We start from the raw sequence: 12539 nt of genomic DNA on the forward strand, positions 1-12539 counted from the left end.
TATACTGTTTTGGTAACGATTGATGCAGAAATTACAACGTGCATCTTTACAGACGATAAGTTGGATTGCTCTTCTCTCTATTCTGTCTGTTGGTAAAACAGAGGCAGATGAATCTATAAAGATTTATTCTGCACTGGGCTCTCCCTTGATTGCAGAGATCCAGTTGCTACCAGGTGAATTACAGATAAAGAAATTTTCCATAACCGGGAAAGGTGACTCTGTACAACAGTATGAGGTGGAGAGAATAACCGACAGGGGCGCACTGCTTCTGCTTTCACTCTCTCCAATAAACCAGCCAATTCTTGAGCTAAAACTTGTCTCCGGTGATGGTGGGATTGAACGTGACTTCACTATATTTCTTGATCCTGTGGCACCAAACTCAAGTGCTACTTACATAAAGGGGCTGTTGCATGATAGAAATCGTGCACTGGAAGTACGTGAAGTAATGGTTTCCAGGCCAGGGGTTGCAGACGACCAGGGGTCATGGCTAACCGATGTAGAGCAGGTTTTTTCACCAGGGCGTCTTCCTGTTGTCTCAAAATGGTCTCTCTTTATCCTGTTGGGTGGGTTGATAGCATTGGTATTTATACGTTGGTGGAGGGCGGCTGATCCTGTATCTATCACAGATCAGGATGGCAATTTTTCAACTCGCGATAGAGGATTAACCGGTAGCAGTAGCCATGATGAGGACAACAGTGGTGATATATGGAAGGAGTTCTATCATGAGGTTGAACGGATTGAGGGTAGAATTCAGAAACCTGATAGTGGGGATGTCAAGTGACCAGATATGCCGCTGGAGTTGAGTATAGTGGAACCAATTTTCATGGATGGGAAGTGCAGCAACCGGATGTTCGTACAGTCCAGGGGGAGGTAGAGAAGGCTCTGTCAAAGGTTGCAGATCACTTTGTCAGGGTAACAACTGCAGGACGTACTGATGCAGGAGTCCATGCGGCCGGGCAGATTATCCACTTTGATAGTGATTCTGAACGCAGTGAACGTGGATGGGTGCATGGCGCCAATGCCAACCTGGAAAGGGATCTCTGTATTGCATGGATCAAGCCGGTCTCGGACGATTTTCATGCCCGGTTTTCTGCACTCTCCCGCTCCTACCGTTACATTATATTTAACCGCCCTGTGCGTACAGCCATATCTGCCGATGAGCGTACCTGGGTCTATCGGCCTCTCGATGAGGAGATGATGCAACAGGGTGCGAACCACCTTATGGGGGAGCATGACTTCAGCTCATATCGAGCGGTGGCATGTCAGGCCCATAGCCCTGTACGTACTATCCACAGCCTGAATGTGACCCGTCATGGGGAAGAGGTCTGGATTGAGGTTAGAGCCAATGCATTTCTCCACCATATGGTGCGGAATATTGCAGGGGTCTTGATCTCTATCGGGAGTGGACTCAATGAGCCGCAGTGGGCAAAAGAGGTGCTGGATCTGAGAGACCGAACCCAGGGTGGAATTACAGCTCCGCCAGAGGGGCTCTCTCTGGTCTCTGTGGAGTATCCTGACCATTTTGATATCCCCTCAGTGTGATAATATTGCGCGATGCAAACCCGTTTGAAAATCTGTGGAATAACCTCTAAAGAGGATGCCATCTATGCGGCTGAGAGTGGTGCAGATGCGATTGGTCTGGTCTTCTATGAGCCAAGTCCCAGGGCTGTAACTGTGGAGCAGGCAGCTGAGATTATTGGTGCCCTGCCACCTTTTGTGACTACAGTAGGGCTCTTTGTTGATGCAGAGGCAGGTTTTGTAAATGAGGTTCTTAGTAAGGTTTCACTGGATCTGTTGCAGTTTCATGGTGATGAATCCCCGGCTTATTGTGACTCGTTCTCTCGCCCCTATATGAAGGCGATTCGGATGCGAGAGGATGTTGATCTGCAGCAAGAGGCCGCAAGATATGCAACAGCCAGAGCCCTGTTAGTAGATGCCTATCAGCCTGGAGTGCCGGGTGGAACTGGTGAGACTTTTGATTGGGAGAGGATTCCATCCGGGATGGATAAGCCGTTGGTGCTTGCTGGTGGTCTCAATGCCGATAATGTTGAGTCGGCAATAAGGCAGGTTCGGCCATGGGCTGTAGATGTAAGTGGTGGTGTAGAGCGAGAGAAAGGGGTTAAGGATCACCTCAAGGTATATCGCTTTATAGATAATGTGAGGCGAGTCAAGGACTAGACAACAAGATGAATGGAGCAGGATGTGAGTAATCGATGGACAGATCAGCCGGATAGCCATGGGCATTTTGGGATCTATGGAGGGATTTTTGCCTCAGAGACCCTGATGGCTCCACTGGAGGAGTTGACCGAGGCGTATGCGCGCTATATGGAGGATGAGGAGTTTCTGCGTGAGCTGGATGAGGATCTGCAGCACTATGTGGGTCGTCCAAGTCCGCTCTACCATGCTCAACGCTGGAGTGACCATCTTGGTGGCGCACAGATCTGGCTCAAGCGTGAGGATCTGAACCATACCGGAGCACACAAGGTAAACAACACCATTGGCCAGGCGCTGCTTGCTCAGCGCATGGGAAAGAGCAGAATTATTGCGGAGACTGGTGCGGGTCAGCACGGGGTTGCTACAGCGACAGTGGCGGCACGACTGGGTCTGGAGTGCGTGGTCTATATGGGAGAGGTGGATGTGGAGCGCCAGAAGCTCAATGTCTACCGCATGAAATTGTTGGGGGCCAAGGTGGTTCCCGTAAGTTCTGGCTCCAAAACCCTGAAAGATGCCCTTAATGAGGCGATGCGGGACTGGGTCACCAATGTGGACGACACCTTCTACATCATTGGGACCGTTGCCGGCCCTCACCCCTACCCGATGCTGGTGCGTGACTTTCAGACTATTATTGGTCGAGAGGCGAGAGAGCAGATTCAGCAGCAGGCAGGCAGACTTCCAGATGCACTGGTAGCCTGTGTGGGCGGCGGCTCAAATGCGATCGGTCTCTTTCATCCATTCCTCGATGATGATCAAGTCAAGATATATGGGGTTGAGGCAGCTGGTCTGGGGCTGGATACAGACAAGCATGCAGCAACACTCAATGCAGGAAAGCCGGGGGTACTGCACGGCAACCGTACCTATATCATCGAGGATGAGAATGGGCAGATTATCGAGACCCACTCAATCTCTGCTGGGCTCGATTACCCTGGAGTAGGTCCGGAACACTCCTGGCTCAAGGACCAGGGGAGGGCTGAGTATGTGGCAATTGATGATCAGGAGGCACTGCAGGGGTTCCATGACCTGACCCGTATTGAGGGTATCCTGCCGGCACTGGAGTCGAGCCATGCACTGGCCTATGTAACCAAGCTGGCGCCAACCATGAGCAAGGATCAGATTATTATCGTCAATCTCTCCGGGCGAGGGGACAAGGATATTCATACTGTTGCAGAGATTGAGGGGGTCGAGGTATGAGCAGAATCAGCTCCTGTTTTGAACAGTGCAAGGCAGCTGGACGTACTGCGCTGATCCCGTTTGTGACTGCAGGTGATCCCGATCGTTCAGTTACGGTGCCAGTGATGAGTGCAATGGTGGATGCGGGTGCCGACATTATTGAGCTGGGAGTGCCATTCTCAGACCCAATGGCAGATGGCCCAACTATCCAGCGCTCTAGTGAGCGCGCACTGGAGGAGAACACCAGTATTCACCATGTGCTTGAGATGGTGAAAAAGTTTAGAGAGAGCAACCAGACTACGCCAGTTGTGTTGATGGGATACCTCAACCCAATTGAGAATATGGGTGTGGAGCAATTTGCCACAGCTGCGGAGGCATCTGGTGTTGATGGTGTGCTCACGGTTGATATGCCGCCGGAGGAGGGGGCAGAGTTTGAGCAGATTTGTGAGGCACATGGTCTTGACCCCATCTACCTGTTGGCTCCAACCAGTACTGAGAAAAGGATTGGCATGATTGCCAATTCGGCCAGGGGTTTTATCTACTATGTTTCCGTAAAAGGGGTGACTGGTTCACAGGCTCCAGATATATCAGAGGTCGGAGACAAGGTTAATGCTATTCGCCAACAGACCGATCTTCCTGTAGGGGTTGGGTTTGGAATAAGGGATGCAGAATCAGCGGCTGCAATTGGTGCAGTGGCAGATGCGGTTGTAGTGGGAAGTGTGCTAGTCTCAAAAATGGAGTCAATGCGTGAGACTCCAGATCAGATTCCAGAGGCAATTGGTGGTATCCTCTCGGAGATGCGGGTAGCACTGGACAAGAATTAGAGTAAGGGATAGCAATATGACCTGGTTTGAAAAAATTCTTCCAAAAATCAGAACGGAAGGTGGCAAGAAGGCAGTTCCTGAGGGGGTATGGATCAAGTGCCCATCCTGTGAGGCTGTACTCTATCGCGCAGAACTGGAGCGCAACCAGGATGTCTGCCCAAAATGTAGCCACCATATGCGAATAGGTGCGCGCCGTCGTCTGGAGCTATTCTTTGATAAGGATAGTACGCAGGAGATTGCAGCGGACCTCTCCCCAGTAGACCACCTGAATTTTAAGGATCTCAAAAAGTATAAGGATCGCATTGCCCAGGCACAGAAAAGTACAGGCGAGAAGGATGCGCTTATTGTGATGCAGGGCAGAGTGGAGGATGTTCCTCTGGTAGCTGCTGCATTTGAGTTCAAGTTTATGGGTGGATCAATGGGCTCTGTCGTTGGGGAGCGTTTTGTAAGGGCGGTAAATGCCAGCCTGGAACAGAATGTCCCTCTCGTCTGTTTTAGTGCCAGTGGTGGTGCCCGTATGCAGGAGGCACTCTTCTCTCTGATGCAGATGGCAAAGACCAGTGCTGCATTGACCAGACTGGCAGACCGTGGTCTTCCATTCATATCTGTTTTGACCGATCCAACCATGGGTGGAGTCTCCGCCAGTTTTGCCATGCTTGGGGATATCAATGTTGCAGAGCCTAAGGCCCTGATCGGTTTTGCCGGTCCACGGGTGATTGAGCAGACAGTTCGTGAGAAGCTTCCGGAAGGTTTTCAGCGTAGTGAATTTCTGGTGGAGCATGGTGCCGTTGATATGATTATTGACCGCCGTGAGATGCGAGAGAAACTCTCTTCCCTGCTCTCCATGATGATGGAAAACAGTCAGAACTCATCGGCAGCTTGAGAACTCTGGATGAGTGGCTCTCCTGGCAGGAGACGCTACACCCTGAGGAGATTGAGTTAGGTCTGGAGCGTATTCGCCGAGTTGCTACGCGACTGAATATACTCTCCCCTGAACCAAAGGTTGTTACAGTTGCTGGAACCAATGGCAAGGGCTCCTCTATCGCTATTCTTGAATCCATCGCCCTTGCAGCAGGATTGAGGGTTGGGGTCTATACCTCGCCACATCTTTTGCGTTACAACGAGCGGATTAGAGTCAACGGCAAGATTGTGACTGATGATCTGTTGTGTGACTCTTTTGAGGTTGTTGATGAGGCGCGCCAGCAGGAATCCATTACCTATTTTGAGTTCGGTACACTTGCGGCGCTGGAGATCTTTAGGCGTCAGCCCCTGGATTTGATTGTGCTGGAGGTTGGATTGGGTGGTCGGCTGGATGCGGTAAATATCATTGATGCAGATGTAGCGCTACTAACTACAGTTGATCTTGACCATCAGTCGTGGCTTGGCGAGAGTCGGGAGGAGATCGGGAGAGAGAAGGCGGGAATTTTTCGAAGTGGCCGAGCTGCTGTAATCGGGGATTTTGATATACCTTTAACAGTCTCTGACTACGCCAGAACAGTGGGTGTCCCGTTGTTTAAAATAGGGAGAGATTTCTGCTTTGTAACGGATGAAAGTGGGTGGTCATGGCGCGGATCAAGTGACCGAGAGATATACCATTTGCCATTTCCAGCTTTGTATGGAGAGATTCAGGTGCAGAACAGTGCAGCAGTGCTGGAGGTTATAGAGCAGTTGGGATGGATGGATAAGATTGGTGAGGAGAAGATTGCTGAGGGGCTATCACAGTCAGCCCTTATGGGGCGTTTTCAAACCATTCAGCATGCTCCAGAGGTTATTGTGGATGTATCCCATAATCCACAGGCGGCCAGAACAGTTGCCGAGAATCTGGCATCAACCGCAACGGATGGAAAAACCATCGCAGTGGTTGCCATGCTGAAAGACAAGGAGTTGAAGGTTGTTATTGAGGCCCTCTCTCCAGAGATTGACCAGTGGATGGTTGCAGGTCTGGATGTGGCACGAGGAGCATCCTCAAGTGAGATCGAGAAGGTGGTAGTATCCACGGTTGGTGATTCAGGAGTTGACTCATTCGAGACTGTTCAGCTGGCTTTTGAATCTGCCATAGGATTGGCAGATAGTGGTGATCGAATTATTGTTTTTGGGTCATTTTATACAGTTGCGGCTGTTCTTGACCTCCAATAGGGAAGAAGTTTGGCCTCTGTTTTTGATGTCTATGCTGTAGTACGGTAGTGTTATCATTGCTTTTGTAACTATTTATATTGGAGAGAGGGGTCGATTGTGCTTCAGAAAGTTGAATTAAAACAACGCATTATTGGTGGAATTGTTCTGGTTTCACTGGCTGTTATTCTGGTCCCTTTTCTGATGGATGATCCTCGTGAAGAGGTGAAGCTGATGGAGAGCAATATCCCTCCATGGCCTGATAATCTTCCCAAGACGGTTATTGAGATTAGTGATGATGATTTCTTGCCAACTCCAAAGCGGCCTGCCAAGCCGAAGCCTGCCTCCAAACCTGTTTCCAGGCCAGTGGCCACACCCAAGCCAGAGGTTAAACCAAAATCCAAGCCAGAGAGTAAACCAGGGAAGAGTACTCCGGTAGCGGAGAGTAAGGCCAAGGAGAGTGGCAAGAGATATGAGGTACAGGTGGTAAGTTATGGAGCAAAGAGCAGAAAGCGGGCTGAGAGTTTTCTGAAGAAGATGCAGTCCAAGGGGTACAAGGTAAGACTGAGCGAGATAACCAGAAAAGGTAAAAAGAGTCTGCGTATTGTTACCGAGTCTCTGGCCTCAAAAAAAGAGGCTAAGGAGATGAGTAAGAAAATTGATCGGGAATTCAAGGTAGATCAGGTTAAATCAATGGTTCGTTCCCTTAAGTGAGCAGTGCCAGAAACAGATCTGGTCATCAGAAGAAAACGATAAAAAAAAGAGGGCCACAAAAAGGCAATAAGCGCCACCTCGCCAGACGTGGGTGGTTACGTATGCTGTTACGCAGATTGTTCCAGTTTGGCACTATTGTTTTGCTGCCAATTTTATTGCTCTATACGTTGTGGCTGGATTTTACGGTTCGTGATCAGTTTGAAGGCAAACGGTGGGAGCTGCCTGCACGAGTATACGCCTCTCCACTTGAGCTTTATGCCGGGAAGACAATAGATGCTGATCAACTGGTTAATTCACTTGATCAGTTGGGTTACCAAAAAAAACCCGGCTCTCTTTCTCGCAATGAGGGCAGTTATCTTCATCAAGAAGATACCGTTTCACTCCATAGCAGACGGTTTCATTTCTGGGACGGGATAGAGAAGTCCAGGCAGATTCGGGTCTCTATCAACCGGGGGAAAATCTCCAGAATAGTTGATCTGATAGAGGGGGATGATGTCGGGGTTGTCAGGCTGGATCCTCTGCCCATCGGCAGTTTTTATCCATCTCATGGGGAGGACAGGATTCTTCTTCGCCTGGAGGATGTGCCAGATATCTTTGTCCGCACCCTTACTACGGTAGAGGATCGATCTTTTTATGATCACATAGGGGTCAGTCCGGCAGGGATGGCTAGAGCTCTATTTGCCAATCTACGTGCTGGAAAGGCAGTTCAGGGTGGGAGCACGCTGACCCAGCAGTTGGCCAAGAATATGTTCTTGACCAGAGAACGTACTTTATGGAGGAAGTTCCAGGAGCTTTTGATCACCTTTATTCTGGAGTCCAACTTTCAGAAGAGCGAGATTCTTGAGGCCTATCTGAATGAGGTCTACTTTGGACAGGATCAGCGCCGTGCAATCCACGGAGTAGGGATGGCCAGTAGATTCTTCTTTGGGCATGATGCCGGCCAGCTTACGCTTGCCAAATCGGCACTGCTGGTTGGGATGTTAAAGGGGCCATCATGGTATAACCCGAGGAGACATCCAGAGAGGGCCAAGCAGCGTAGAAATATGATTGTTGATCTTCTGCTGCAGCAGGGAGAGATCTCTGAAAATGAGGCTGTGATGGCAAAGCACTCTCCGCTTGGTGTGTTGGAGCAGGCTCCATCAGGCGAGTCACGCCACCCAGCTTTTCTTGACCTTGTACGTAGGCAGATTCTGCGCGATTACAACAGAGAGGATCTTGTATCTGCAGGTTTGCAGATTTTCACAACTCTCAATCCAGAGGTACAGTCTGCTGCGGAAGAGAGTCTGAGAGAGAGAATTGGCGAGCTCAAAAATGGAGGCAAGCGTAATCTACAGGGGGCTGTCGTTGTAATCAGTCCGGATAATGGAGAGGTGGAGGCGATAGTTGGAGGAAGGGACTCTCGTGCTGCCGGATTCAATCGCGCATTGAATGCTGTTCGTCCAATTGGTTCACTGGTAAAGCCGGCAATCTACCTGACAGCCCTGGAACAGCCGGAACGTTATACGTTGATAACCCCATTGGTAGATAGACCGTTTGAGCTTGGAAAAGGCAAGAATCGGTGGCGACCGATGAATTATGACCGCAAGTATCATGGAGATGTTCAGCTCCACCGTGCACTGAGCCACTCTTATAATCTCTCTACAGCAAGGTTGGGGGTGGACCTTGGAGTTGGAAGGGTTGCCCACACCTTGAAGCGGCTTGGGGTGGAACGTGATATCCCCCGTTACCCATCAATTTTTCTTGGCTCCCTGGAGCTGTCACCACTTGATGTTGCAAAGCTTTATCAGCCTCTTGCAGGTGGAGGGGTGCGCTCACCACTGCGCTCCATACGTGCAGTAATGAACCGTAATGGGGCGCCGCTCAACCGTTATCCACTGCATCTTGAAGAGGTTGCCTCACCAAAAGCCATTGCCCTGTTGCAGTGGGGGATGCAGCAGGTTGTTAGATCTGGAACGGCACGTTATCTAAACAAGGTGGTATCACCATCAATGGGTCTGGCAGGCAAGACCGGTACCACAGATGAGTTGCGGGACAGCTGGTTTGCAGGGTTTAGTGGTGATCGCCTGGCCGTGATCTGGATGGGTAGAGATGATAATAATCCGGCAGGCCTTACCGGCTCATCTGGGGCACTGCGGGTATGGGGTAAATTGATGTCTCGGCTACCAGTAACCCCGCTCAATCTCCTCTATCCCGAGGGGGTGGTAAAGGTGTGGGTTGATGCGGATGGGTCAAGCACAGCCAGAGAATGTCCAGATTCCATGGAGATTCCCTTTATCGAGGGCAGTGAGCCAAATAGAGCGGTACAATGTGGCGCAAATGGATAGCGTACTGAAATGGATTTTAATAATTGGCCTGTTGTCGATTGCCGGTTGTGCGGCAACCTCAAGGATACCGGTTGAGGATCACTCGCTCTCGACCGGAGAAGGGTACTCGCCGTCAATTAAATATCCAGTAGCTAAGGCAGTGGTCAGACGGTCGCCGCCAGTAGCGGGAGAGACCCCGGATCCATTGCAGGAGATACTCAGACAGATTGAGTCTGCGCTGCAGCAGGGGGATGATTCAAAAGCAGAGGTGTTACTGGAACGGGCGCTGCGGATTGATTCACAGAGGGCAACTCTTTGGCATGATCTTGCCAGAATTCGCTACAGGCAGTCATCTTATGAGGAGAGTGTAACTCTGGCGCAGCGCTCAAATCGGCTGGCAACCGGAAAACCAGTTCTGCAACAGGAGAACTGGTCTCTGATTGCGCAGGCAAAGGATGCACTTGGAGACTCGTCAGGGGCAATTCAGGCAAGGCGCAGAGCAGGTAACTAGCGGTGGATTTTAGTGCTCCTTCAGAAGTTCTTGGTGAAAAAGGTCCATTTGCTGATGCAATAGATGGATTCCAGCCCCGTCATCCGCAGATGGAGATGGCGGATGCGGTAGATGCAGCAATAGGTGAAGAGAAAGTTCTGGTGGCTGAGGCGGGAACGGGGACAGGAAAGACCTATGCTTACCTGGTGCCAGCGCTGCTCTCTGGCAAGCGGATCATTATCTCTACTGGAACCAAGAATCTGCAGGATCAACTCTATCATCGAGATCTTCCAACAGTACGCAAGATTCTGGGGGCTTCATCAATTACTGCGCTGCTAAAGGGGCGATCCAACTATCTATGTATCCATCGGTTAAATCTTACTGAAGATCAGGGACGATTCTACTCCAGGAGGGAATCTGCCAAATTCATGAAGATCAGACGCTGGGCGATGGAGACTGTTAGTGGTGATATCTCCGAGATGAGCGATGTGGAAGAGGGTGATCTACTCTGGCCCAGAGTTACATCTACTGCAGACAACTGTCTTGGCCAGGAGTGCCCGGAGTGGGATGAATGTCACGTGGCCAATGCGCGACGCAGGGCACAGGAGGCTGACTTGGTAGTGGTCAACCACCACCTCTTCTTTGCTGATATGGCGCTGAGAGATGAGGGTTTTGGGGAGCTGTTGCCGGGCGCCAATGCGGTTATTTTTGATGAGGCTCACCAGCTGGCAGAGACAGCAACGAGCTTCTTTGGAGAGCGTATCAGCCACCGCCAGCTACAGGAGTTGGCAGAAGACACTGTTGCGGAGTATCTAACCGATGCGCCAGACCACAAGCCACTTCAACAGTGTGCAGATGACCTGAAAAAGGCAGTGGCCGACTTCCGCCTTATCATGGGTGACAGAATAGGGCGTTACCCGTGGGCTCAACTCTCCGCTAAACCAGAATTTCATGATGAGGCCGAGGCTCTCCAGCAGGCGATCAGACAGATTGCTGTTGAATTGGAAAAAGTTGCCGATCGAGGGAAGGGGCTGGAGGGGTGTGCACAGCGCGGAAAGGAGCTGCTAGATGGCTTTATTCGTCTTACGGGAGTGGCACCAGCGGGACAGATTCACTGGATGGAACTGCGTAAAAACGGTTTCTCTATACATCACACCCCGCTTGAGATCAGTGAGACATTTCAGAGCCATATGGCGGCCCGGAACTGTGGATGGATATTTACCTCGGCCACGATGACTGTAGGTGAGAGCTTCGACCACTTCCTGCGCGAGTTCGGGATTGACGAGGCGGAGACATTCCACTGGGAGAGCCCTTTTGATTTTCAGAACCAGTCTCTCTTCTTTCACCCACAGGGGCTTCCGCAGCCCAATAGCCCAGACTATGGCGAGAGAATGATGGAGGCCGTGCTGCCGGTTATCGAGGCCAGCCAGGGGCGTACCTTTCTTCTCTTCACCAGTCACCGTGCGCTGCGTTATGCGGCAGAATATCTGCGCGAGAGGGATATAGAGTTTCCCCTGCTGGTTCAGGGAGAGGCCCCTCGGAGCAGACTGATTGACCGTTTTCGTCGACTGGGGAATGCACTGCTGCTTGGAGCCTCCAGTTTCTGGGAGGGTGTCGATGTCCGTGGGGAGGCGCTCTCCTGTGTGATTATTGATAAATTTCCTTTCGCCTCTCCGGGTGACCCGGTACTGCAGGCAAAGATTGATGCCCTCAATAGCGATGGGCGAAATGCATTTATGGAGCTACAGCTGCCCCGGGCGGTAATTGCACTGCGCCAGGGGGCAGGGAGGTTGATTCGGGACGTGGAGGATAGAGGTGTCTTCGTAGTTTGTGATCCTCGTCTACTGAAGAAAAGCTACGGCCATACTTTCCTCAACAGTCTTCCGGATATGGCAAGAACCAGGGATATTGAGGATGTAAGAGAGTTCTTTGGCAGAGAACATAGGGAGGCGGCAGCATGAGCAGAAAAGAGAGGCGGCAGCATGAGCAGTAAAATACTGGCCATCGATACAGTCACCGAGGGGTGTTCAGCTGCACTGCTGGTGGGAGATGAGGTGGTAGAGAGGTTTGAGATAACACCGCGTGGCCACACCCAGCGGATACTGCCAATGGTGGATGAGCTACTCTCAGAGGCAGCTCTCCAACTCACCGCACTGGATGCCATCGCTTTTGACAGGGGGCCTGGTAGTTTTACCGGACTGAGGATTACAGCAGGAGTAGTGCAGGGGTTGGCTTATGGGGCTAGTCTTCCGGTAATCCCGGTCTCATCACTGGCAGCCCTTGCCTTTGCCTCATACAGGGAAAATCAAAACAGGAATATCTTGGCGGCCATTGATGCCAGAATGGGAGAGGTCTACTGTGGTTACTATCAGATCAACAATCAATCCCTTCCCGAATTAATAGGCGAAGAATCTGTGCTTCCACCAAACAAGATTAAAAAACTGCAAGGCCCATGGGTTGGAGTAGGCAGTGGGTTTGAGAGCTACAGAGAAGAGCTTAAGGAACACCTTGGGGAGAACCTGGTTCAGATGGATGGTGATGCACTCCCCCATGCAAAAGAGATTGCCCGGTTGGCTCTTCATGAGTTTGAATGTGGAAGGGTGTTAAGCCCAGAAGAGGCACAACCCGTCTATTTAAGGAACCAGGTGGTTCACCACAATAGTGAACTATAGTTGACAAATGAAGACATGTTAACTACAGTTAACATGT

12 protein-coding genes are annotated in these 12539 nt (G+C 50.8%); all 12 read left to right on the forward strand.

Translation table 11 applies throughout. From position 1 onward, the window contains the following. The first annotated feature begins 22 nt into the window (after positions 1–22). Entirely contained in the window at positions 23–781 is a 759-nt protein-coding gene (locus tag AC3ZFK_RS01040; protein WP_487505921.1) for a type IV pilus assembly protein FimV, read from the forward strand. Further along, positions 778–1542 (forward strand): tRNA pseudouridine(38-40) synthase TruA, encoded by a 765-nt coding sequence (gene truA / locus AC3ZFK_RS01045; RefSeq protein WP_487505922.1) that lies wholly within the window; start codon positions 778–780, stop codon positions 1540–1542. The genes AC3ZFK_RS01040 and truA overlap by 4 nt, the downstream gene beginning before the upstream one ends. A gap of 12 nt (positions 1543–1554) precedes the next feature. After that, a complete protein-coding gene (locus tag AC3ZFK_RS01050; protein ID WP_487505923.1) occupies positions 1555–2178 on the forward strand; it encodes a phosphoribosylanthranilate isomerase in 624 nt (207 codons plus the stop codon). A 24-nt stretch (positions 2179–2202) separates the two neighbouring features. Continuing rightward, complete coding sequence (trpB, locus tag AC3ZFK_RS01055) at positions 2203–3408, forward strand: tryptophan synthase subunit beta (RefSeq protein ID WP_487505924.1); 1206 nt, start codon at positions 2203–2205, stop codon at positions 3406–3408. Further along, complete coding sequence (trpA, locus tag AC3ZFK_RS01060; RefSeq protein WP_487505925.1) at positions 3405–4211, forward strand: tryptophan synthase subunit alpha; 807 nt, start codon at positions 3405–3407, stop codon at positions 4209–4211. Before trpB ends, trpA begins: the two co-directional genes overlap by 4 nt. A gap of 16 nt (positions 4212–4227) precedes the next feature. Further along, positions 4228–5094 carry an acetyl-CoA carboxylase, carboxyltransferase subunit beta gene (gene accD, locus AC3ZFK_RS01065; RefSeq protein WP_487505926.1) on the forward strand — a complete coding sequence of 289 codons (867 nt, stop codon included), beginning with the start codon at positions 4228–4230 and terminating at the stop codon, positions 5092–5094. Then, a complete protein-coding gene (folC, locus tag AC3ZFK_RS01070) occupies positions 5091–6347 on the forward strand; it encodes a bifunctional tetrahydrofolate synthase/dihydrofolate synthase (protein ID WP_487505927.1) in 1257 nt (418 codons plus the stop codon). Before accD ends, folC begins: the two co-directional genes overlap by 4 nt. A gap of 96 nt (positions 6348–6443) precedes the next feature. Beyond that, positions 6444–7037 carry an SPOR domain-containing protein gene (locus AC3ZFK_RS01075; protein ID WP_487505928.1) on the forward strand — a complete coding sequence of 198 codons (594 nt, stop codon included), beginning with the start codon at positions 6444–6446 and terminating at the stop codon, positions 7035–7037. Continuing rightward, complete coding sequence (gene mrcB, locus AC3ZFK_RS01080) at positions 7034–9361, forward strand: penicillin-binding protein 1B (protein WP_489433696.1); 2328 nt, start codon at positions 7034–7036, stop codon at positions 9359–9361. Before AC3ZFK_RS01075 ends, mrcB begins: the two co-directional genes overlap by 4 nt. Then, a complete protein-coding gene (locus AC3ZFK_RS01085) occupies positions 9354–9851 on the forward strand; it encodes a tetratricopeptide repeat protein (RefSeq protein ID WP_487505930.1) in 498 nt (165 codons plus the stop codon). The genes mrcB and AC3ZFK_RS01085 overlap by 8 nt, the downstream gene beginning before the upstream one ends. A gap of 2 nt (positions 9852–9853) precedes the next feature. After that, positions 9854–11791, forward strand: coding sequence for a DNA repair helicase YoaA (gene yoaA, locus AC3ZFK_RS01090; RefSeq protein WP_487505931.1), 1938 nt, complete (start codon positions 9854–9856; stop codon positions 11789–11791). A 21-nt stretch (positions 11792–11812) separates the two neighbouring features. Beyond that, on the forward strand, positions 11813–12502 hold the full coding sequence (gene tsaB / locus AC3ZFK_RS01095; RefSeq protein ID WP_487505932.1) for a tRNA (adenosine(37)-N6)-threonylcarbamoyltransferase complex dimerization subunit type 1 TsaB: 690 nt from the start codon (positions 11813–11815) through the stop codon (positions 12500–12502). Positions 12503–12539 lie beyond the last annotated feature (37 nt).

Source organism: Candidatus Thiopontia autotrophica (assembly GCF_982804495.1).